This is a genomic window from Pseudomonas sp. IT-P4, assembly GCF_949767755.1.
GTDB classification, from domain to species: domain Bacteria; phylum Pseudomonadota; class Gammaproteobacteria; order Pseudomonadales; family Pseudomonadaceae; genus Aquipseudomonas; species Aquipseudomonas monachiensis.
On record NZ_CATKPX010000100.1, the window covers coordinates 83,408 to 106,493 of the forward strand.

Consider the following 23,086-nt stretch of genomic DNA (forward strand, 5'->3'; position numbering starts at 1 on the left):
AACCCGTCGATCCGCAGGCCGGTCCAGCAACTGAACTGGTTTTTGCCCGTAATCTGTAGCTTCTAATCAGCCACTAAGCCCTGATAATTGAATGATTACTTTCATCTCAAGGAATGAGTCATGGCTGGGTATCAGGCTGGAACTTTTCACTGTGCGCCATCGGTGCAAATCTGCAAATTAGTTGGTTGTTGTTTAGTTGCCAAAAAGACAGCGACAACTTTCTTCCTTATTTCTTGTATTAAGTGTCTGTGGGACCTTGTCGGACATTTCCTAGGACTCCCGTTTAAAACGAGAAAGCCCTTGCCAGCTGGGCACTCCGGCCTTTCCTTTGTCTTTAAAACGAGGGGGCGCTGCGAACGTTTCAAATAATTTCAAGAAAATTCAAGTGTGAGCATTTGGCAATAAAGTCCATGACTCCATTCGCGCCGACAGTCCAACGGGATTTGCTGTCTGCACGATATTGAACTTACGAGTATCAGGTAAATAAAGATGACCAGCATCCATGACCAAGCGATGAACTATGTCTATCAACAAGTGCTGCAGCGATTGCTGGGTTTTTTCTCCCGGGCCGAACGCACTGCATTGCAATTGTTGATTCAGCGCCTGGCGGTAGCGGCCGGGGGCATGGAGCGGATTGGCGATTACAAGGTGTTGGCGATCCAGTCCGGGGCTCGTGACAACTGTTACACCCTGGCGCTGTTGCGTGCTGCGCAGTTGACCATTGCTACCCGTACACCGGCGACATTCCAGTTGCGCATCGCCTCGTTACGGTTGAACGGAGCAAACTGCGCGGCCGTGGAAAACATGCACCGGACCAACAGCGCATTGTTTGTCTATGACGATCCCCGGGTCGAGGTGTTGATGGTCGATGATCGGGAGGTATTGCCGTTCAATCATCTGACGCCGGTCTCCGACTCCGGTCGCGAGTCCGGCCGCCTGAACCTGCTGCTGATCGGCCATCGCCGGGAATGGCGCGGCGGGTTCGACCTGTGGGATGACGGTTATCTGGCCACGGGAGAGTTCTACGGACAAATCGCCCGCTGGGACGGAGGTGTCGACGCGTTGCTCATCAGTGACACGCCGCGTCAGCAGAAGCAATTCATCGAGGGTTTGAAACGTGCCGCCACCAAGGCCGGGCTGCAGTTTTCCCACACGGGCGAGGCCGGTTATGCGGGGTTGTTTGCATTGCTCGATGAACTGGGCAGCGACTTTTATCAGGGGTTCTACGCCGATTACGCCCAGGCCCCGTGGCGTCCGCAAGAGCGCTTCGAGACCTGTCGCCGTACGGCCTGCATCGACATTCACGATTTGCTGGTCAGCAACCTGGAAGAACGCTGGCCAATGCTGACTGAATTTCTCGGCTTCCAGCCCGACGAACTGTCCGCGCAGATCAGCGACAACGAGTTTGTCAGCCCGTCGATCTCGGCGCACGTCAGGGGGTTGCAAGCGTGCTACGTGCAGGGCCGCAATTACGAATCCGGCATTGCGCAATACCTGCAACGCGCCCTGGTGATGATGCGCCGCAAGCGCGTGCCCGAGCGATTGTGCGAGCAGGCCATCGAGGTCTTCGGCAATCCGGCGACAATGACCGAACTGCGCGCCCGGGCGGCGGCCGAGGCGCAAAAGAACCTGGGCCTGAGCGAAGCACAACTGGTGTGCCTGCTGTTTTCGCCTTTTATCGATAAAGGCGCGGGGCTCGAGCCTTTTCTGCGTCAGTGCCATCCGGGCATGCTGGTGGCCATGCCCGAGTTGCACAAGGCCATGCAGGGGCACCCGGTCGCCGAACAGATCATGCAATGGATGATTGATGTCAGTGGATTACCCCTGAGCCTGATTGGCCAGCTTTACCGCATGGAGTGGACGCCCGCAGTCGATGGCGGGGCGCCTGGGGCAATCATCCAAAGGGCTGCGTCGCACAATACGCCGGACGATCCTGACGCCGGCATCACGATGGAGGATGAATGGTCAGCGGGTCACTGAGCGTGGGCGGATTTTCAGCCAGCGTGGCTGGCCTTCGCCGATGAAAGGTCCACGAGAAACGGATTTCGCCTATCAGGCGGTTTATCGATACCTGGTCAGCCTGATCAACGAGTCTGAAGGGGATTCGCGCATCCGCCTGCCGTCGCTGCGGCATCTGGCTGAGCGCCTCAATGTGTCGATTTCGACCATTCAGTACGCTTATTCGCTGCTGGAGAAAGAAGGGCGCGTCTATTCGGTGGCCAAGTCCGGCTACTACGCGTTGCCGGTGTCCTCGATCAACCTGCAGGACAGCGGCAGCGACTTGCTGGAAGCGGTCTACGTCAATGCCAGGCGCCCGGGGATGCTGGTCCTGAGCGCCGATGAACCGGCGTTGCTGCAACCGCTCGACAGTCCTTTGTTGCTGCTGGAGCGGGAGTTGCTGCGCCAGTATCCCCGCCAGCCGCAGTCGCCTTCGCAACCCTGCGGCGAACTCGAATTGCGTACCGCCCTGGCAGCACGCTACACCACATCTCCCATGCGTTACTGGCACGCCGACGATGTCTACATCGGCGCCGACCTGCGCGGTGTACTGGAAATCCTGATCGCCGTGCTGGGCTTGAAAGACGCCACGGTGGTGGTCGAATCGCCGTGCGACTGGACGATCCTGCGTTTGTTCCAGGCCGCCTGTGTGCGGGTGATCGAATTGCCTGTGCAAGCCGATGGTGGCCTGGACCCGGAACGGTTGAAAATGCTCCTGGATACCGAGCCGGTAAGGCTGGTGCTGTTGTCATCGGCCCTCAACATGCCCCGTGGCAGCCTGGCGCCTGACGACAACAGGCAGACCATTGCCCGACTGTTGGCCGCGCACGACAGCTGGGTGCTGGAGAACGACTGTTATGGCGAACTTGGATTCGACCTGGGCGGCGTGCGCTTTCGAGACTTGCTGGACCCTGAACGTCTGATGGTGTTTTCCACGTTCGAGAAAATCATCGGGCCGGAAGCGCCCTATGGATATCTGCTTTCAAGGCATTTGAGCGCTGATCTGCAACGGCACTTTCTGCTGCGTTCCTTCCGACTCTCGCCGATTCGCCAGAAAGCCATCGCCCGCTTGTACAGCAGCGGGCGCATCGATCAACACCTGCTGGTGCTGCGGCGGCTGCTCAATGAACGCAAGAATCAACTGACCCAGTTGTTGCAGGAGCGTTTGGGTGATGCCTTGCGTTTCGTCGAGCCAGAAGGTGGTGCAACGGTCTGGGTGCGCTCTTTGCGTCGGGTCAATGTCCGTCGTGTGTTCCAGCGTCTGCTGGCGCATCAGGTGGTCATTGCACCGGGGGAGCTGTTCAGCCTCCACGGTCTGCACGGACAGCATTTTCGCCTGAGCCATACCTTCGGTGGCGATCACAACCTGGCGGCCGCGCTGGGACTGCTGGGGGATGCGCTGCGCCTGGAATCGATCGAGTGAGTGAGTGACAAAAAATAACAACCGCCACTGTGTTGGATCGATCCCATCGCCTTGCGGTCCAACTGCCAGTAAACTGCGACCCAACTCCTGAACCACTCTATTCCAGAGGTTTTGCATGACACTCAGTCCTTTTGCGGGTAAACCGGCACCGGCACAATTGTTGGTCGACATCCCGCGACTGGTAACGGCCTATTACACCGGCCAGCCTGATGCCGCGATTTCGACCCAGCGCGTTGCCTTCGGCACGTCCGGGCACCGGGGCAGCTCGTTCGACTTGAGTTTCAACGAGTGGCACGTGCTGGCGATCAGTCAGGCGATCTGCCTGTACCGCGAAGCTCAAGGCATCGACGGCCCGCTGTTTGTCGGCATCGACACCCACGCACTGTCCACGCCGGCCGGCGCCAGCGCCCTCGAAGTACTGGCGGCCAACGGCGTGACCGTGATGATCGCCGAAGGTGACGAGTACACGCCGACACCGGCCATTTCCCATGCGATTCTCTGCTACAACCGCGGACGCACCAGCGGCCTGGCCGACGGCATTGTCATCACGCCGTCCCACAACCCGCCGCAAAGCGGTGGCTATAAGTACAATCCAACCAACGGTGGCCCGGCCGATACCCACATCACCAAGTGGATCGAAGCCAAGGCCAACGAACTGCTGGCCAACAAGCTCGCTGGCGTCAAGCGCATCAGCTACGAGCAGGCACTGAAGGCCGGCACCACCCATCGCCACGATTACCTCAACACCTATGTCGCCGACCTGATCAACGTGATCGATTTCGACGCCATCCGCGACGCCAAGCTGCGCCTGGGTGTCGATCCGCTGGGTGGAGCAGGGGTGCGCTACTGGTCGGCGATTGCCGAGCATTACCGCCTGGACCTGGACGTGGTGAACAAAGAGGTCGACCCGACCTTCCGCTTCATGACTGTCGACTGGGATGGCCAGATCCGCATGGACCCATCGTCCAGCCACGCCATGCAAGGCCTGATCGGCCTGAAAGAACGCTTCGATGTGGCGTTTGCCTGCGATCCGGACCACGACCGCCATGGCATCGTCACCCCGTCCGGTGGCTTGCTGGCGCCGAACAACTACCTCGCCGTGGCCATCGACTACCTGTTCCAGAACCGTCCGCAATGGCGCGCCGATGCTGCAGTAGGTAAAACGGTGGTCAGCAGCGGCCTGATCGATCGCGTGGCCAAGCGCCTGGGTCGTCGCCTGTACGAGGTGCCGGTCGGTTTCAAATGGTTTGCCGATGGTCTGTTTGACGGTTCCCTGGGTTTCGGCGGTGAAGAAAGCGCCGGTGCCTCGTTCCTGCGCAAGGACGGCGGCGTCTGGAGCACCGACAAGGACGGTTTGATTCCGGCCTTGCTGGCCGCCGAGATGACCGCCCGCACCGGTCGCGACCCGAGCCAGGCGTACCGTGCCTTGACCGACGAACTGGGTGAGCCGTTCTCGGTACGGGTCGACGCCAAGGCCAATCCGGAGCAGAAGGCGCTGTTGAGCAAACTCTCGCCGCAACAGGTCACCTCGACCCAGCTGGCCGGCGAGCCGATCCAGAGCATCCTCAGCCACGCACCGGGCAATGACCAGGCCATTGGCGGCCTCAAGGTCATGACCGAGAACGGCTGGTTCGCGGCGCGTCCGTCGGGCACGGAAGACATCTACAAGATCTACGCCGAAAGCTTTGTCAGCGACGACCACCTCAAGCAACTGGTGGCCGAGGCGCAAACGCTGGTCGATGGTGCCATTTCCGCGAAATAAACACACAACCCTGCAGCAACTAAAAAGGGGCGACCATTCACGGCCGCCCCTTTTTTTGTGCCGCCCGGCATTTACCGAATCAGGCCAGATCCACCAGAACAATCTCGCTGTCCTCGATGGCCGTCACCCGCAGCACTTGCTCATCGGCAACCGCTACACCGTCTCGAGCTTGTACACGCAAGCCATTGACTTCAATGACCCCGGAGGCTGGCACCAGGTACGCACGACGCCCCTTGTCCAGCGGGTATTCGGCAGACTCACCGGCCTTCAGATTGGCCGCTACCAGCCGGGCATCGGCGCGAATACGCAGGCTCTGGTCGTCGCCTTCCTTGCCGCTGGCCAGGGTGACAAAGCCTTCGCGGTCGCCTTTCGGGAACGGCTTGGCGCCCCAGGACGGCGCCAGGCCGGACTCGTTCGGGATGATCCAGATCTGGAAAATCCGGGTCGGCGTCGCTTCCAGGTTGTACTCGCTGTGGGCGATCCCGGTGCCGGCACTCATGACCTGGACGTCACCGGCTTCGGTGCGGCCCTTGTTGCCAAGGTTGTCCTGGTGGGCAATGGCGCCTTCGCGGACATAGGTGATGATTTCCATGTCGCGGTGCGAGTGTTGCGGGAAACCGGTGCCCGGGGCGATCACGTCGTCGTTCCAGACCCGCAGGTTGCCCCAGTTCATGCGCTTGGCATCGTAGTATTCGGCGAACGAAAAATGATGGTGGGCATCCAGCCAGCCGTGGTGAGCGCCGCCGAGGGAGTTGAAGGGTCTGAGTTCAAGCATGATCGTCTCCAGGAAAGGTTCGTCATGGGGCCAGGTGCCTGAGCCACGAAGCGAGACCGGTGAGTGATGACGGCCATCATCCAACAGGTAACAATCGATAAAAAGCGTAAAAAATGCAGCATTCCCATCGAATGGATTGATATAAAACGAGCTCGAAATTTTGTCATCCAGCTTTCACTTCATCGCATAAGCCAATGAGACATAAGCAATTGACTAGAACTCGACGGCAAATGCAGACACCATAGCGCCCAACAGCCTCACACCCTGGAGTCAGTCCGCGTGCCGCAACACACCCCCGATCTTCCGCCTGAACTTCGCCCCCTGGCCGAGATGCCGCTGATCAAGCGATTGCTCGCCCGATTCTTCGGCTACAGCCTGACCCGCCTGCACGCACAGCATCGTGCGTCTTGGCTGCATGGCCAGGCCGACGGTTTTCGCAGCGGTCACAGCGCCGGGGTCGATTACGGCTACAAGGAAGGCAAGCTCGAAGGGCTGGAAGAGGGCCGGCAGGTCCTGCTGATCCGTGACTCCCGTAGCACTGAACACCGACCGCCGAATGTCGATGACCTGCTGTTCGACGATTGGCGCCTGCCGTTGAGCGCCGAGTTGAAGAAACGCATGAAGGCCGATGTCACCCGCTTGTTGCCGGCCCATGCCCAGCCCAGCGCCGCACAGTGGAAAATGATCTTCAGCGATACGCCGTCCACCTCGGTGATCGCGGGTGCCGGTGCTGGCAAATCGACCACGTTGGTGCTGCGAATCCTGCTGTTGACCCACTACCTGGGCTTTGAACTGAGTTCGATGACGGTGGTGACCTTCACCCGCGAGTCGCGCAAGGACTTCATCAACAAGCTGATCGAACTGTTTGCGCTCTGGGGCCGCGCGATCAGTTTCAAGGAGGCGCGGGACCTGGTACGCACCTTTCACTCGCGGATCCTGCCGATGGTGCGCAGCCTTGCGGGTTTCGAGCGTTTGCAGGCTTTCGAGAACCTCAGCCTGCGGGCCGCACAGGGCGATGAGGAGGCCGACAGCAATCCGTTCGATCTGCGCATCAACGACGCTCAACGCCAACAGCTCAACGCCTGCTATCACCGCCTGCACAGTGTCGATGAGCGTTTTCGCGAGTTGATCAAGCCACTGTCCCGGCATGCCCTGCAACTCAAGGAACTGGAGCGCGATCACCCCGATGTGCAGAAACGCATGGGGGTTACCGAACTGGCGGCCAAACGCGATGAAGAACTGTGCGATGCCATCGAGGACCTGTGGTTTCGCGCCGGTGCCTGGCCCATCAAGGGCATCGAACCGAATCGCCAGTCGTTCGATATCAACGGTTCGACATTCCATTGCCACGGCTACATCCCGTCCCTGGATGCCTGGGTGGTGCTGGGGTTCGATCCTCGGGAAAACCCGCAGGTTACGCGACCGAACGCCAAGCTGACGGTGCGCGCAGAGTGGGCAGTAAAGCGCACCCTGTTTCAAGCTTTCTGTCGTAAGCCTTTGATATGGCTAGATAGTTACGAATCATCCAGACGTGTCCTGGCCTCGCTTGCCGGCGATGCCAGCGCTGGGCCGGGCTTCGATTACAAGGTCAAGGGCGAGCTCGCTTCCGCGCCGCTGCTCGATTGCTTTGTCGCCGCCGCCGGGTTCATCGAAAACCTCGGGCTGGATGTGCCGAGCGCGGTAGGCCAGATGAGTTTCGCCAAGGACGATCCCGACCGGTTCTTCTTCGAAGCCTTGAGCCTTTACTGGCGGGCGCTGGAAGATCACTTGCTGGATCAGAAGCCACCGATCATGACCTACAACCGGATGTTCGCCCTGTTCAGCGAACATTCGCCGGAGAACCTCAAGCTGCTCGGCGATGAGCTGCTGCGGCCGCTGTCGCACCTGATGATCGACGAATTCCAGGATGTCTCGCCGCAGATCGTCTCCTGGATCAGGGCCAGCCTGGCAGAGATCCGCAGTCGCGGACCGGCCATGCACGTCGGGCGCGGCGCCCAGCGTTCCTCGCTGCTGTGTGTGGGCGATGACTGGCAGTCCATCTACGGGTGGCGCGGCAGTTCGCCGAGCTACTTCATGGAGTTCAACAAGGAGTTCCCGTCGCCGAGCACCACCAAGGTCATGCTCAGCGACAACTACCGCAGCCACCAGCACATCATCGATGCCGCCGAGCACATCGTGCGTGCAGCACCGGCGATTGCCGGGAAGAAAGCCAAGGCCAGCGGCGAACCCAAGGCGTTGCTGCCGGTGAACGTCCACGATCGTGATGACCAAGGCATGGCCCAACGCCTGATGGAGCATTACCGAAAGGGCGATTCGATCTTGATGCTTTATCGAAAAAGCAGCGATAAGTTATTGATAGAAGAGCATATTCAGTCTGTAGTTAATGTTGATTCTAGCTTGCCGTATGAGGCTCGCAGGCTCAAGCAACTGACCTATCACAGTGCCAAGGGCCTCCAGGCCGATGCGGTGTTTTTGCTGGGCGATTGCCAGCACCTGACCAGCTCGCCTTACAAGAATCAGGTTTACCGCATGGCGGGCCTGGGCAAGGCAGGTGACAGCGAACCCTACGACAACGCCCAGAAGGACGAGATCCTGCGGCTGGCCTATGTAGGGATTACCCGCGCCGTCAGCCATTGCTACTGGTACGTTGACGCACAAGACACCCAGGCCGCGAACATGCCCAAGGCCTCCGACCGGATCGGCAAGGGCAAGGCGTTCTTTGTCGACCATCGGCAGGGCAAAGCTTCTACTTGAGCGATTGTTCACCCACAAAAAAGCCCACCTGACGTGGGCTTTTTTGCGGGTGTTCAGCCTTCAGGCATAACTTCTGAGGGCTTGTGGTGGTACGAAAGCTTCAAGTTCATCCTCCACCGCTTCGATTATTCGCTCTACATCCGCGGCATTCATGACGGTGGCGCACGGAATGCCGGCAATGGCGATCATGGTCTCGCCAGTGGCACGATCAAACAGACGGGCAATCATGCTGCCCGGCGCGTCCATGCTCGCCTCGAAACCCATGGGATGAAAATGCCAGCGCATCAGCTGGCAGGCGTTTGGAAACGTGACTTTGCTGAACCCTTTATTCATGTGTTGCCCGCCTTCATTATCGAGCGCTTCCTTTAGCTCATGGTAGGAGGGAAGAACCTTCATTGGTTCAACCAGTGACAGGTTTTAAAAGTAGCATCCGGTTGTGAAAATATTGTGGATTTTTCAGGTCGTTTGGCGATTGCCAACGTTTTTTTTGATCCAGCTCACGCTTGTCGGCCATTTGCGGGCGCCTGCCATCATCGGTTAGTCGTTGAAGACAAAGCGCAAGTTGGGCAAGCTCGGTGTTTTTTCGTCGAGATGTTCAATGCACGCCGATGATGATGGCCCGCTGCAAACCCAGGCCACGGGCGAGACGGTCATGCGCTATCACTTGCGCTGGAAGCACCGGGATCTGGACGGCGTCATGGCGCTTTATCACCCTGAGGTCCAGTACAACGATTTCTTCCAGAACAAGCTCATGGGCCTGGCTGAATTGCGCGAGTACGTACGCAGCAGCATGCCCCGGGATCCGGATGAAGCGCTGGAGCATTCCGACCGCATTCGACTGGACGGCAATACCGCGTTCATTCAGTACCGCATCACCCTGCGCGGCGGTGAAGGGCTGGTGTCGTTCCGCGCCAGCGAAGCGATCACCGTCAAGGACGGGCTGATCTGGCGGGTCAATGAATATGCTTCATTGGTGCATGAACAACCCGGCAGTAAAACGTCCGGCAACCATCGCCCGGCGGTCAGCCGGCTCGGCCTGTCGCCGCGCCAGTTGAGCTTCATGGCCGATGACCTGCAGCAGTATTTCCAGGGTCAACAGCCATATCTGGACCCGGATCTCGATCTGCAACGGGTGGCGAAGGAGTGTGGCTACAGCCGCAACCAGATTTCCTACCTGTTGAACCAGGTGCTGGGCCAGAGCTTCTACCGCTACGTCAACCAGGCACGCCTGCAACATTTGCTTGCGGCGCTGGATGCCGCCACACCGCCAGTGCGCATCGATGAACTGGCCTTCGCTGCCGGATTCAATTCGCTGTCGGCGTTCTACAGCTGTTTCCGCCAGCATACCGGCCAGTCACCCAAGGCTTACGTCAAACAAATTTCTTTGCGTGCACGCGCGCAAGACAGCGCCTGAGCCCACGCACTAGGATCGACGCCATCGAAGTTTGAGTGGCGGAGTCTTGCATGCCGGCGTGGCGCACTATCAGTTTGTGGATGGACCAGCTCGACGAGCCGCTGTTGGCGCGTCCGGCGCTGGAGCGGGACCTGGATGTCGACGTCGCGATCATCGGCGCGGGCTACACCGGGCTCTGGACCGCGTACTACCTCAAGCAGCACAAACCAGACCTGAACATCGCCATTGTCGAAGCGCAAACCGCCGGTTTCGGCGCGTCGGGGCGCAATGGTGGCTGGCTGATGGGTAATTTGCTGGGGGAGGATCGCCTGCTGGCCAATCTCTCAGCCGAAGAACGACGTGCCTCCTACGATTTGCTGCACAGCATTCCGGATGAAGTGGAAATTGTCCTCGAACGTGAGGGAATCGACTGCGATTACCGTAAAGGCGGGGTGCTGTATTGCGCCGCACGCTATCCGGAGCAGGAGGCCAGCCTGCGTCATTACCTGGACGATCTCCACCGCCAGGGCCTCAACGACAGCCACTATCGCTGGTTGAGCCCGGAGCAACTGGCGCAACAGATCCGCGTCGCGAAACCTTACGGCGGCATCTACGCGCCGCACGTGGCGACCATCCACCCGGCCAGGCTGGTACGGGGGCTGGCCCGGGCGGTGGAGCGGCTGGGCGTCAGAATCTACGAAAACAGCCCGGTCACCCATTGGCAGTCCGGCAGCCTGCGCACGGCGAAAGCTTCGGTGCACAGTCGCTGGGTGGTGCCGGCGGTGGAAGGCTACTCCGTGACGCTGCCGCCATTGGGGCGTTACCAGATGCCGGTGCAGAGCCTGATTGTCGCGACCGAGCCATTGCCCGCGGCCACCTGGGACGAAATCGGCCTGAGTCGCGGCCAGGCGTTCAGCGAGGCCAGTCGCCAGGTCACCTACGGTCAACGCACCGCTGATAACCGACTGATTTTTGGCGCCCGTGGCGGCTACCAGTTCGCCGGCAAGCTGCGCCACGACTTCGACCTGACCGCTGACGAAATACAGCTGCGGCGCTACCTGTTCGGCGAACTGTTCCCGCAGTTGAAGAACGTGCAGATCACCCATTCCTGGGGCGGCAACCTGGGCATGTCCCGGCATTTCCAGCCGCACATGCTTTGCGACCGGGCCAACGGCATTGCCCTGTCTGGCGGTTATGGCGGGGAGGGCGTTGGCGCCAGCAACCTGGGGGGCCGCACGCTGGCTGACCTGATCCTGGGGCGCGACACCGAACTGGTGCGCCAGCCGTGGGTCATCCCCCAGCGCGGCCTCGACGCACTGCGGGCCTGGGAGCCGGAGCCAATCCGCTGGCTCGGCTACAACGCGATCATCCGCAGCTTTGTCCATGAAGACCAGACCCTGGCCAACCCGGCCACTGCGCCCTGGCGGCGCAAGCTGGCCAGCGGGGTCGCCGGTTTCATGGAAGGTTTCATGCACTAAACGCGCTTCTACATCGACAGGTATTCCCATGAGCATCACGCAGTTCAAGAACACCGCAACCCTGAAACTGGACGAATCCAATCCGGTCGCCGTGCCCCTGGGCACCCCCGTGGCCGTGGCGTCGACCACCAGCGTCGAACGCGACGACGGCGTCGAGACCGGCGTCTGGGAGTGCACCCCGGGGCGCTGGCGGCGGCAGATCGTCGCCCAGGAATTCTGTCACTTCATCCAGGGCCGCTGCACCTTCACCCCGGACGGCGGCGAGCCTCTGCACATAGAAGCCGGCGACGCACTGATGTTGCCGGCCAACAGCCTGGGCATCTGGGACATCCAGCAAACCGTGCGCAAGACCTACGTGCTGATTTTTTGAGTTTTCAATTCTTTGAAATTTGAAAGCTGATCCTTTGATTGCCTGCCAACAAAAAAAACTACAGGAATCGACCCATGATCCGAAAGACACTGACCCTGGCCCCGCTGATGCTCGTGGCATCGATCAGCCAGGCCGCCGAAACCGTCAAGATCTACAACTGGTCGGATTACATCGCGCCAGACACCACGAAAAACTTCCAGAAAGAAACCGGCATCGACGTCACCTATGACGTCTATGACAGCAACGAAACCCTCGATGGCAAGTTGATGACCGGCAAATCCGGCTACGACGTGGTGTTCCCGTCCAACCACTTCATGGCCCGGCAGATTGAAGGCGGCGCGCTGAAGAAACTCGACAAGAGTCAGCTGCCGAACTGGAAGAACCTCAACCCTGTGTTGCTCAAGGCGTTGCAGACCAACGATCCGGGCAACGAGCATGGCTTCCCGTACCTGTGGGGCAGCACCGGCATCGGTTACAACATCGCCAAGGTCAAGGCCGTGCTGGGGGACAACGCCCCGGTGGACTCCTGGGACCTGATTTTCAAGCCCGAGAACATGCAGAAGTTGCAGAAGTGCGGGGTGGCCATCCTCGACAACGGTCCGGAGCTGCTACCGGCGGCGTTGAACTACCTCGGGCTGCCCCATCACAGCAAGAACCCGGAAGACTACAAGAAGGCCGAAGCCCTGCTGATGAAGGTGCGGCCGTATGTCAGCTACTTCCACTCGTCCAAGTACACCAGCGACCTGGCCAATGGTGATATCTGCGTCGCGGTCGGCTTCTCCGGTGACATCCTGCAGGCGGAGAACCGCGCCAGGGAAGCCAGGAATGGTATCGACATCGGCTATTCGATTCCCAAGGAGGGCGCCGCGATCTGGTTCGACATGGTTGCCATGCCGGTCGATGCCCCGGATGAAAAGGCCGGTTACGCCTTCATGAACTACCTGCTGCGCCCGGACGTCATGGCCGGCATCAGTAACCATGTGCATTACGCCAATGGCAATGAACAGGCCGACAGCCTCATCGACCCGGCCATCAAGAACGACACCAAGGTGTACCCAAGTCCGGAAATGATGGGCAAGCTGTTTGCCCTGGAAGCCATGCCGTTAAATATCGACCGGATTCGCACACGAGTGTGGAACAAGATTCGCACCGGCAGCTGAAACCTGGTCAGGCATTCGGGACAGGACGTCCCGTTGCCACCCTTATCAGCTGACCGGCTCGGCTGCGCAACTCATCTGGCCTGAGCCGGGTATCTGGAAAAACACGTCATCGCCGAGTTGCCAGAAGCTGTAGCTGCCTTTGTAGTCCTTGCCCGTGTACTGGGTTCCGGAATTGTTCGGCACCTGGTTCAACGTCACCGAGGTGTTGGCCCATTTAAGGAGCACCACGCCCGGTTCGACCGTAAAGAAGGTCGCGGCAACCAATGCGTTAAACCCCGCGCAACGATAAGCCAACGGCCCTTCGGTGAGCCTGCTGGGGTCCTTGGTTCGCGCAATGGCCGAACCCTGGCGCAGTTGGAACGCACGCTCGGCATAACTTCGGATGACGCACGCCTTGTCTTGCGGCCCGCCACCACACTGGTTGCGTGACTCAATCCAGAACCGCTGGTCAATCTCGACTTTATTCGGGCGCGGCACTGAATGGTCGTCAGAGAGTGCCAGCAGATAAAGGCGATTGAGTTCCAGATCCATGCTCGCCAGTTGGGCGTCATGACAGATAAGCCTTTCGGCGGAGGCCTGGGGATTGGCGCAATCGAAACTGGTTTTGTACGTTGGCAAGGGCCTTGGCTTTGGTTTTGCCTTTGTGGCGGCATCACACAGGCTCGCCGTCACGCACGTGCTGACGGCGAGCACAGAGGCCAGAAGTGGCATGACCATTTTCATTTCGGCGTCACCTGAGTCTTTGCGTGAAGCCCGTATTGCAACGCCTGTGTCGAAGCGCTGCACAGTCATTCGGTCGCACGGGGTCTATCGAGTGTAAAGCAGTGCTCGAAACCTGCCACATCGTGCCAGGAGAAACGTCAGTCTTCCTCACGAATCGTCGCCACTTCATCGGCCCTGACTTTCACCATCGCTCCGGAAATGTCCTCAAACTCAAAGAACCCGTCCTTGGTTTTGGTCTTCGGCATGTCCTTGGTCAGGTATTGAGTGCCGTTCTGCAGCGTCACCACCGTTGGCGTCGAGCAACCGGCGAGCGCCAGCAGGGCCGCTGCAGCCAGGGGCAAGCCCAATGTCTTGATGTCCATGATCACCTCCCGTTCGTTTAAAGCAGCGCCATCAGCCCGAGGCTGTCACTGCATCTGTATGGCGGTTGGTGCCGCCAGGGGGCAGAAAGTTCTACTGCCCGGGGAAAATTCCGTACAGCGTCGCCATTTATCCTTTTCCGATTGCGCCACGCGGCGTGGAACTGGTATCTGTATGCATAACCAGTACCCCTCGACATGGCCCATTTTCCAGTGACCGCAAATCCCCTCGACGACCCGTTCTACTACTTGAACAACTTCATGCAAGTGCTTGATTGGCTTGAGCAGCGCTTTGCCGATGTGCTGAGCGTCGACGAACTGCGTTTCATTAATCAGTTTAAGCGGTTGCCCCGTGAATCGCAGGCACTGCTGGTCAGAATGGTCATGCGCAAGGGCGTTCATTTCAGGGCGAGCAAACTGCATTACGAGGAAATCGGCGATACCGGCAGCGCCGTCGGGCCGCTGTTAGCGCTCGGTTGGGTCGATGAGCAAATGCCGTTGGCGGTCGAAGCGCTGTTCGAGGTGCTGCTCAAGGGTGAAATCCTCCAGGCCTTTGGCCCGGCTATCGATCAACCCAAAGGCAAGAAAGCCGATTGGCTGCCAGCGCTGTGCGAGCAGTTTCCCCAGGTAAAAAGCTTCAACGACTGGTGCCCGACCCTGGACGAGCGCCTGTTCAGCCTGACCATCATGCAATTGTGCGATCGCCTGCGCCTGATGTTTTTCGGCAACCTGTATCAGGACTGGTCGGAGTTCGTGTTGGCCGACCTCGGTATCTACACCTACGAAAAAGTCGAATTCTGCGCCGAGTCCCGTGGTTTGCGCAGCCGCGAAGATGTGGATGCCTGCGTCCTCCTGCACGCGTACCAGCAACAATTCGAGGCCGGTGAAGCGCTGGAGGAGGTGGCCGGGCGGATCAATGGCCTGACGCTGGATAATCCGTGGTTGCAACGCCGGCGCGGCAAGTTGCTGTTCCAGATGGCCCAGTACTGCGAGCGCATCGCGGATTTCTCCATGGCCCAGAGCCTGTACCTTGAATGCGCTTACCCGGGCGCGCGGGCGCGGCTCATTCGCGTGCTGGAGCGCAGCGGCCAGTTCGAGCAGGCCCTGGACCTGGCCGAGCAGGCCGAGCAGGCGCCGGAAAGTGCCGCCGAACACCAGCAGTTGCTCCGCGTGCTGCCACGCCTGCGGCGCAAGCTCGGCGGGCCGCCCATCAAGCGGGCAGCGCCTCGGGCAATGCAGCGCCTGGACCTGCAATTGCCCAGGACAGACCCGGCGTTATCGGTGGAGTTCTACGTTCAGGCGCATCTGGGGCAAGAGTCGGCGCCGGTGCACTACGTGGAAAACAGCCTGGTCAATTCACTGTTTGGCCTGCTGTGTTGGCCAGCGATCTTCGCGCCGTTGCCGGGGGCGTTTTTTCACCCATTCCAGCGCGGGCCGGTGGATCTGCTCAGCGAAGACTTCCAGGTCCGCCGGGCCGAACTGTTTCAGGCGTGCCTGGCCGAACTTGAGGACGGGCGCTACCGGCAGACCATTCGCGAACGTTATGCCGCCAAGTGGGGTGTGCAGTCGCCGTTCGTGTTCTGGAGCGTGCTCAGCGAAGAGTTGCTGGAACAAGCCCTCGATTGCCTCCCGGCCGAGCACCTCAAGCACTGGTTCAACCGCCTCTTGCTGGACATCAAGGCCAATCGCGCCGGCATGCCGGACCTGATCCAGTTCTGGCCGCAGCAAAAGACCTACCGCATGATCGAAGTCAAAGGCCCGGGCGATCGCCTGCAGGACAACCAGTTGCGCTGGCTGGAATTCTGTCACGAACACCAGATGCCCATTGCCGTGTGCCATGTGCAATGGACGGAGCAGGGCGATTGAGCTACAGCATTGCGGTGCGGGCGCTGTGCGAGTTCACCGCCAAGGTCGGCGACCTCGACCTGCGCTTCACTCCGTCACCGACCGCACAGGAAGGTATCGTCGGTCACCGTACGGTGGCCTCCCGGCGCAGCGAGTGCTACCAAAGCGAAGTCGCCCTTGAGGGCCAGTATCAGACCTTGACGGTCAAGGGCAGGGCGGATGGCTATGACCCCGGGCAAAATTGCCTGGAAGAGGTCAAGACCTACCGCGGCGACTTGAGCAAGCAACCGGCCAACCACCGTCAATTGCATTGGGCCCAGGTGAAAATCTATGGCTGGTTGATGTGCCGGAAACTGGATCTGGCTCGGATCAATCTGGCTCTGGTGTACTTCGACATCGTCAGCGAAAAGGAAACCTGCCTGGTCGAGCCTTTCGACGCAATCGAGCTGCAACAATTCTTCGAGCGGCATTGCGCGCTGTTCCTGCAATGGGCCGAACAGGAAGTCGCCCATCGTGAAGGGCGCAATCGGGCGGCCCAGGGCCTGGCCTTCCCCCATGCCGGTTTTCGACCAGGGCAGCGCCATCTGGCCGAATCGGTGTTCAAGGCCGTCAGCACCGGGCGCTGCCTGATGGCCCAGGCGCCTACGGGCATCGGCAAGACCCTGGGCACCTTGTTCCCCATGCTCAAGGCCCTGGCGCCGCAGCAACTGGACAAGGTGTTCTTCCTCACGGCGAAAACCCCGGGACGGAAACTGGCCCTGGACGCCGCGCAAGTGATTCTTTCCAGCGCCAATGCGCCCCCATTGCGGGTGCTGGAGATCATCGCCCGGGACAAGGCTTGCGAGCACCCGGACAAAGCCTGCCACGGCGAGTCCTGCCCACTGGCCCGGGGTTTCTACGATCGCCTGCCCGCCGCACGGCAGGTGGCCAGTCAACTGAGCCTGTTGAACCAGAGCGCCTTGCGCGAGGTTGCCCTGGCGCACGATGTCTGCCCGTATTACCTGAGCCAGGAAATGGCGCGTTGGGCCGACGTGGTGGTTGCCGACTACAACTATTACTTCGATTTCAGCGCGTTGCTGTTCGGCCTGGCCCAGGCCAACAACTGGAAGGTCGCTGTGCTGGTCGACGAAGCCCATAACCTGGTGGAGCGGGGCCGGCAGATGTACAGCGCCAGCCTCGATCAGGCGACCTTCAACGGCGTGCGCAAAACCGCGCCCGTCGTGCTGAAAAAACCGCTGCAGCGGGTCAACCGCGAGTGGAATGCCCTGCATAACGCACAAACCGGCGCCTATCAGGCCTATGACAAGGGGCCGGAAAAGCTCCTTCAGGCACTGTCATCGTGCAGCGCCAGCATCGGTGACTACCTCAACGATCACCCTCAGGGCCTGGACAGCGCACTGCAGGGGTTTTACTTCGACATGCTGCATTTTTGCCGGGTCGGCGAACTGTTCGATGAGCAGTTCCTGTTCGACATCAGCAAGCGCGACCTCGAGCGCCAGCGCAGCCTCTCGCAACTGTGCCTGCGCAATGTGGTCCCCGCCGGGTTCCTCCGTCCGCGCCTGACCGCCGCGCGCAGCACGGTGCTGTTTTCCGCGACCCTCAGCCCCCGGCACTATTACGCCGATCTGCTGGGAACACCGGCGGACACCGTGTGCATCGATGTCGAGTCGCCGTTTCACGCCGATCAACTGCAGGTGCACATCGTCGACCAGATCTCCACGCGGTTCGTACATCGCCAGGCGTCTCTGGAACCAATCGTGGACTTGATCGCCAGGCAGTTCTGCGAGCGCCCCGGCAACTACCTGGCGTTTTTCAGCAGTTTCGATTATTTGCAGCAGGTGGCGCAGTTGCTGGCCGAGAAACATCCGCACATCAGTCTGTGGTCGCAGTCCCGAGGCATGGGCGAAGCGCAGCGCCAGCAGTTTCTCGAGCAGTTCCACGCCGACGGCCAGGGCGTCGGCTTTGCGGTACTGGGTGGGGCCTTCGGTGAAGGCATCGATTTGCCCGGCGCCCGGTTGATCGGCGCGTTTATCGCCACGCTGGGGCTGGCGCAGCTCAATCCGGTGAACGAGCAACTGAAACGACGCATGGCCGCGATTTTCGGTGCCGGTCATGACTACACCTATCTTTATCCTGGTGTGCAGAAGGTGGTGCAGGCTGCTGGGCGGGTGATCCGTACGCAACAGGATCAAGGGGTGGTGATGTTGATCGACGACCGTTTTGGCGAGAGCAAGGTCAGGCAGTTGCTGCCGCGTTGGTGGGCTTTCCAAAATCCCGGTATGACCCATACTCCAGTGAAACCATGAGGCGGAGGGATCAATGAGCGAAGATCGGACCAGGGTCAGTGCCATCGAAGACGGTCGTTTTCGGCTATTGATCGATGCGGTGATCGACTATGCGATCTACATGCTTGATCCGGACGGCATCGTTACCAGCTGGAACGCCGGCGCCAGGCGTTTCAAGGGCTATGAGGAGGCGGAAATCCTCGGCCAGCATTTCTCGCGTTTCTACACCGATGACGATCGCCGTGCGGGCTTGCCCCAGCGGGCACTGGACACGGCGATTCGTGAAGGGCGTTTCGAGGGGGAAGGCTGGCGGGTGCGCAAGGACGGCACGCACTTCTGGTCCCATGTGGTCATCGATCCGATCCTCGACCCGTCGGGCACATTGCTGGGTTTCGCCAAGATCACCCGGGACCTGACCGATCGCAAAATGGCCGAGGAAGTCCTCAAGCAAAGCGAGCAGCAGTTCCGCCTGCTGGTGCAGAGCGTTACCGACTACGCGATCTACATGCTTTCCCCGGACGGGCGCGTGAGCAACTGGAACCCGGGCGCCCAGCGCATCAAGGGCTATTTGCCGGAAGAGGTCATTGGCCAGCATTTTTCGATGTTCTACACCCCGGAAGATCGCGATGCCTGCGAGCCACAACGGGCGCTGGACATCGCCGTTCGTGAAGGACGCTTTGAAAACAAGGGCTGGAGGGTGCGCAAGGACGGTACGCGGTTCCTCGCCCATGTGATTGTCGAACCGATCCGGGGTGACACCGGTACCTTGCTCGGTTTTGCCAAGATCACCCGGGACATCACTGAAGTCACCCAGGCGCAGCAGGCGCTCGAGCAAACCCGGGAGGCCCTGTTCCAGGCGCAGAAAATGCAGGCCATCGGTCAGCTCAGCGGCGGGATCGCCCACGACTTCAACAACCTGCTGACGGTGATCCTCGGCAATCTGGAAATCGTGCGCAAACGGGGGACGGACGATCCCAAAATAACCCGCCTGATCGACAACGCCACCCAAGGCGCCTTGCGCGGGGTTTCCCTGACCCAGCGCATGCTGGCGTTTGCCCGACGTCAGGAGCTCAAGTCGGAACCGGTGCGGATACCAGCCTTGGTGGACGGCATTTCCGGGCTCTTGCGTAGCTCCCTGGGGCCTTCGGTGAACATCGAAACATGTTTTCCCGAGGATCTTGAACCGGTGATGGCGGACGTCAATCAACTGGAACTGGCCGTGCTGAACCTGGCGACCAATGCCCGTGACGCCATGCCCCACGGCGGGACCATTACCTTCAGTGCCAGGACCGAGGAAGTACTCGACAATGGCACCTCATTCCTGGCCGCGGGGCGCTATGTCTGCCTGAACATTACCGATACCGGCGAGGGCATGGATGAAGCCACGCTGGCCTCGGCGATGGACCCGTTCTTTACCACCAAGGGCGTCGGCAAAGGCACGGGCCTGGGGTTGTCGATGGTTCACGGTTTCATTGAACAACTGGGCGGACGGTTCATCCTCAAGAGCCGCAAAGACCATGGTACGACCGCCGAACTCTGGTTGCCGGTCGCCACCCGTGGTGCGGCGGTGCAACCGGTCGCCGAAGCGGTGGCCGTGACGGTGCCTGGCCTGTGTGTACTGGTCGTGGACGATGACAGCCTGGTGTTGACCAGCACCAGCCTGCTGCTAGAGGACCTTGGGCACCGGGTCATCAGTGCGGCTTGCGGTGCCAGGGCGCTGGAACTGTTCAGCAGTGAACCGGAGATTGACCTGGTCATAACCGACATGGCCATGCCACAGATGAGTGGTGCTCAACTGGCCAAGGCCATCAGTATCTTGCGACCGAGCGTGCCGATCATCCTCGCCACCGGTTATGCCGATCGGCTGGAAGGCTTTGCCGCGCGCCTGCCACGTTTGTCGAAACCCTATACCCAACTCCACCTGGTGGAAATCATTGCCCTGGCGATGAAGTGACACGGCGGTTGTGCCGCTCATAGCGGGCCAGCATCGGCTGGGTGCTGATGCCGTGGACCAGTATGCTCAGTGCCACCACCGACAGCGTCAGGTCGGCACACAAGGTTGCCACCGAAGGCAACAGATCGTGGTTCAAGGCGTAGAAAAGGTAGTAGAAGCTCCCGATGCCGCGAATCCCGAACCAGCCGATCAACCAGCGCTGGGGGCCATTGAGCAACGAACCCCAAGGCATCAGCCAGACACTCAACGGGCGAATCACGGCGAACAGCACCAACGCGACCAGCAGCGCCCGCCAGTCCCAATGCGCGATCAGCACAATACCGAGCAAGGTCACCAGAAACACTTCCATGGCCCGTTCCACCAGGCTGCCGAACGACAGCATGTCGCCCATCATGATCCCGGCGGCGACTTGCGTGTCTTGCAGGTGCTCCACATTGCCGAGCACGGCCGCCTCGGGTTCGACATGTTGATGACCGACCACCGCTTGAACCAGATGTTCGGCCGGTGTATGGGCACCGCCGCTGGTCTTGACCTCGGCCTGACGCAAGCCCAGGCCGGCGGCAAACACCGAGAGAAACCCGTAGCCGTCGATGGTTTCGGCTGCGACATACGCCAGTGCGATCAAGGCCAGGGCCAGGTAGTCATTGGGGGAGAACGTGCTGTCGTCATTCTTGATGCGCATGACCAATGTCAGGTGACCAATGCCGCGTCCCATCCAGAAGCCGGTCAGCAGTCCAGCGGGTACGGCCCACAACAGACGCTTGAAGAACCAGTCATCCAGGCCGCTGCCGAAGCTGCCGTTTTGCTGCAAAAACAACAGTCCCAAAATCACGAACGGGAAAGCGATGCCGTCGTTCAGTCCTGCCTCGCCCGAGAGCCCGAACCGCACCGGGTCATCATCCTTGGCGTCATTGACCTGAACCAGAGAGGCCAGGACCGGATCGGTCGGCGCCAGTATCGCCCCGATCAGCAGCGACGGCCCCCACCCCAGTCCGAAAGCGAAATGCAGCAGCAGGCAGACACCGACAATGCTCAGCACCATCACCGGTCCCGCCAGGGTGAATGCCACTCGCCATTGGCGATCACGAAGCGGTGGTCGCAGCTTGAGCCCGCAGACAAACAATGAAAACAGCACCGCGACTTCCGTCAGGTGCTCGATCCAGAAGGCCGCCTCGTCGATATCCAGCCTGAGCAAACCCAGGCCCGCCGGCCCGATGGCGATGCCCAGGACCAGGCACACCGCTGAAGTGGTGACCGGCATCCAGCGCAGGTACGACGAGGTCAGTGCCAGGGTCAGTAACACCGCGCCCAACACCGCCACCCAGGCAACGAAACTCATGGCTCAGATCTCGAAACAACCGCCAGTGCAGGGCTATAGGCTGTTGAGCATTGGAGGGCTACGTCGGTTCAATTATTACCTGTAGGAGCGAGCCTGCTCCCACAGGGGACGTTATCAGGCCTTGAGATGGCGCAAGCTGCGCTCCATCCGCGATATGCCTTCTTCCAGCAACGACCGTGGGCAGCCGAAGTTCAGGCGTACGAACTGCTTGCAGTCGTCGCCGAAGTCCAGGCCGGCGCTCAAACCGACCTTGGCCTGTTCGAGGAAGAACTGCTGCGGGTCGTCCAGCCCCAGTGCCGTGCAGTCGAGCCATGCCAGGTAGGTGCTTTGCGGCAGGTTCATGGTGATGCCCGGCAGGCGGGTGCGCACGGCCTCGGCGAGAAAATCGCGGTTGCCTTGCAGGTAGACCTTCAGCTCGGCCAGCCATGGCGCGGCTTCGCTGTAGGCGACGCGGGTGGCTTCCATGCCCAGCGGATTGACGCTGTCGACCATGCCGCAACGGGCGTGGTTGACCTTCTCGCGCAGGTGGCGGTCCTGGATGATCATGAACGAGGTCTTCAGGCCGGCGATGTTGTAGGCCTTGCTCGCCGACATCAGCGTGATGGTGCGCTGGGCGACTTGCGGGCTCAGGGTCGCCATCGGAATGTGCTGGCGGCCGTCGAAGCACAACTCGGCGTGGATCTCATCGGAAATGATCCAGGCACCGTGCTCAAGGCAAATGTCGGCAATGGCTTGCAGCTCTGCGCGGGGGAAGGCCTTGCCCAGCGGGTTGTGCGGGTTGCTCAGCAGCAGCGCGCCACCGCCTTGCAGCGACTGGCTCAGGGTGTCCAGCGGCGTGGTGTAGGTGCCGTCGGCTTGCGCATCGAAATTCAGTTCGACCTTGTTCAGGCCCCAATGCCCGGGCGCATGGCGCAGCGGAGGGTAGTTCGGCACCTGCACCACGACATTCTGTGGCGCCTGCACCAGTGCCTTGAGCGCCATGTTGAAACCGGACTCGACGCCCGGCAGGAAAATCAGCTCCTGGGGCTCGACGCGCCAGGCGTATTTGTTCCAGAGGTCGGCGACGATCGCCTCGCGCAGGTCATCCTGGGCCACGCTGTAGCCGACCATCGGGTGCTCCAGTCGCTTTTGCAGGGCCTGGATGATCACCGGCGGTGCGGCGAAGTCCATGTCGGCGACCCACATCGGCAACACGTCGGCCGGGTAGCGGCTCCACTTGGTACTGCCGGTGTGGTGGCGGTCGAACACCTGATCAAAATCGAAAGTCATGCGTAGTCTCATGAAAGCTGGGTTGGAATGCTGACCATGATAAACGCCAAGCCCTGTGGGAGCGAGCTTGCTCCCACAGGTTGTGTGCCTTGGCTCGCATCGGGGAATCGCCCGACGGTCGGCTGTCGTGGTGATTTCGACAGCATTGACTAAAGTTCAAGTGTCGGCAGCCAGGCTGCCGCGACCGTGGTTGTTCAAA

General features: G+C 60.4%; 17 protein-coding genes. 11 read left to right on the forward strand and 6 right to left on the reverse strand.

All coding sequences use genetic code 11. The features are described from left to right. The first annotated feature begins 489 nt into the window (after nt 1–489). The 3 genes from ACM6IT_RS27380 to pgm all read left to right on the forward strand — a co-directional run bounded on the left by ACM6IT_RS27380 (nt 490) and on the right by pgm (nt 5,183). Nucleotides 490–1,980, forward strand: coding sequence for a hypothetical protein (locus ACM6IT_RS27380; RefSeq protein ID WP_414919054.1), 1,491 nt, complete (start codon nt 490–492; stop codon nt 1,978–1,980). A gap of 40 nt (nt 1,981–2,020) precedes the next feature. After that, the gene (locus ACM6IT_RS27385) at nt 2,021–3,421 is read left to right on the forward strand and encodes a PLP-dependent aminotransferase family protein (RefSeq protein ID WP_223541244.1); all 1,401 of its coding nucleotides are present in this window, start codon (nt 2,021–2,023) and stop codon (nt 3,419–3,421) included. A gap of 115 nt (nt 3,422–3,536) precedes the next feature. Continuing rightward, complete coding sequence (pgm, locus tag ACM6IT_RS27390) at nt 3,537–5,183, forward strand: phosphoglucomutase (alpha-D-glucose-1,6-bisphosphate-dependent) (RefSeq protein ID WP_414914458.1); 1,647 nt, start codon at nt 3,537–3,539, stop codon at nt 5,181–5,183. 79 nt (nt 5,184–5,262) lie between these two features. On the opposite strand, the gene ACM6IT_RS27395 is transcribed toward pgm, so the two are convergent. Then, the gene (locus ACM6IT_RS27395; RefSeq protein WP_414919055.1) at nt 5,263–5,958 is read right to left on the reverse strand and encodes a pirin family protein; all 696 of its coding nucleotides are present in this window, start codon (nt 5,956–5,958) and stop codon (nt 5,263–5,265) included. A 279-nt stretch (nt 5,959–6,237) separates the two neighbouring features. On the opposite strand from ACM6IT_RS27395, the gene ACM6IT_RS27400 reads away from it, so the two are divergent. Next, a complete protein-coding gene (locus ACM6IT_RS27400) occupies nt 6,238–8,712 on the forward strand; it encodes a UvrD-helicase domain-containing protein (RefSeq protein WP_414919056.1) in 2,475 nt (824 codons plus the stop codon). A 60-nt stretch (nt 8,713–8,772) separates the two neighbouring features. On the opposite strand, the gene ACM6IT_RS27405 is transcribed toward ACM6IT_RS27400, so the two are convergent. Beyond that, nucleotides 8,773–9,045 carry a DUF1652 domain-containing protein gene (locus ACM6IT_RS27405; protein WP_008050083.1) on the reverse strand — a complete coding sequence of 91 codons (273 nt, stop codon included), beginning with the start codon at nt 9,043–9,045 and terminating at the stop codon, nt 8,773–8,775. Nucleotides 9,046–9,310: 265 nt separating this feature from the next. On the opposite strand from ACM6IT_RS27405, the gene ACM6IT_RS27410 reads away from it, so the two are divergent. The 4 genes from ACM6IT_RS27410 (at nt 9,311) to ACM6IT_RS27425 (ending at nt 13,113) form a co-directional block, all read left to right on the forward strand. Further along, the gene (locus ACM6IT_RS27410) at nt 9,311–10,126 is read left to right on the forward strand and encodes a helix-turn-helix domain-containing protein (RefSeq protein WP_223541226.1); all 816 of its coding nucleotides are present in this window, start codon (nt 9,311–9,313) and stop codon (nt 10,124–10,126) included. 50 nt (nt 10,127–10,176) lie between these two features. Then, nucleotides 10,177–11,583 (forward strand): NAD(P)/FAD-dependent oxidoreductase, encoded by a 1,407-nt coding sequence (locus ACM6IT_RS27415; protein ID WP_056724767.1) that lies wholly within the window; start codon nt 10,177–10,179, stop codon nt 11,581–11,583. 28 nt (nt 11,584–11,611) lie between these two features. Further along, on the forward strand, nt 11,612–11,953 hold the full coding sequence (locus ACM6IT_RS27420) for a cupin domain-containing protein (protein WP_414919057.1): 342 nt from the start codon (nt 11,612–11,614) through the stop codon (nt 11,951–11,953). A 74-nt stretch (nt 11,954–12,027) separates the two neighbouring features. Beyond that, nucleotides 12,028–13,113 (forward strand): polyamine ABC transporter substrate-binding protein, encoded by a 1,086-nt coding sequence (locus tag ACM6IT_RS27425; RefSeq protein WP_056724771.1) that lies wholly within the window; start codon nt 12,028–12,030, stop codon nt 13,111–13,113. A gap of 45 nt (nt 13,114–13,158) precedes the next feature. On the opposite strand, the gene ACM6IT_RS27430 is transcribed toward ACM6IT_RS27425, so the two are convergent. Together ACM6IT_RS27430 and ACM6IT_RS27435 are read right to left on the reverse strand one after the other, a co-directional pair. Beyond that, entirely contained in the window at nt 13,159–13,836 is a 678-nt protein-coding gene (locus ACM6IT_RS27430) for an MliC family protein (protein WP_056724773.1), read from the reverse strand. 137 nt (nt 13,837–13,973) lie between these two features. Beyond that, entirely contained in the window at nt 13,974–14,198 is a 225-nt protein-coding gene (locus tag ACM6IT_RS27435; protein WP_056724775.1) for a YgdI/YgdR family lipoprotein, read from the reverse strand. Between the two features lie 195 nt (nt 14,199–14,393). On the opposite strand from ACM6IT_RS27435, the gene ACM6IT_RS27440 reads away from it, so the two are divergent. Genes ACM6IT_RS27440 through ACM6IT_RS27450 form a run of 3 tightly spaced genes read left to right on the forward strand, consistent with a single transcriptional unit; the run spans nt 14,394 to nt 20,279 of the window. After that, nucleotides 14,394–16,061 (forward strand): VRR-NUC domain-containing protein, encoded by a 1,668-nt coding sequence (locus tag ACM6IT_RS27440; protein ID WP_414919058.1) that lies wholly within the window; start codon nt 14,394–14,396, stop codon nt 16,059–16,061. After that, nucleotides 16,058–18,346, forward strand: coding sequence for an ATP-dependent DNA helicase (locus tag ACM6IT_RS27445; RefSeq protein ID WP_414919059.1), 2,289 nt, complete (start codon nt 16,058–16,060; stop codon nt 18,344–18,346). The genes ACM6IT_RS27440 and ACM6IT_RS27445 overlap by 4 nt, the downstream gene beginning before the upstream one ends. Nucleotides 18,347–18,359: 13 nt before the next feature. Continuing rightward, entirely contained in the window at nt 18,360–20,279 is a 1,920-nt protein-coding gene (locus ACM6IT_RS27450; RefSeq protein WP_414919060.1) for a PAS domain S-box protein, read from the forward strand. Here ACM6IT_RS27450 and ACM6IT_RS27455 read toward each other — a convergent pair. Beyond that, nucleotides 20,257–21,618 (reverse strand): cation:proton antiporter, encoded by a 1,362-nt coding sequence (locus ACM6IT_RS27455; RefSeq protein ID WP_056724784.1) that lies wholly within the window; start codon nt 21,616–21,618, stop codon nt 20,257–20,259. The genes ACM6IT_RS27450 and ACM6IT_RS27455 overlap by 23 nt on opposite strands. Before the next feature lie 114 nt (nt 21,619–21,732). Further along, entirely contained in the window at nt 21,733–22,887 is a 1,155-nt protein-coding gene (locus tag ACM6IT_RS27460) for a MalY/PatB family protein (RefSeq protein ID WP_414914464.1), read from the reverse strand. Nucleotides 22,888–23,086 lie beyond the last annotated feature (199 nt).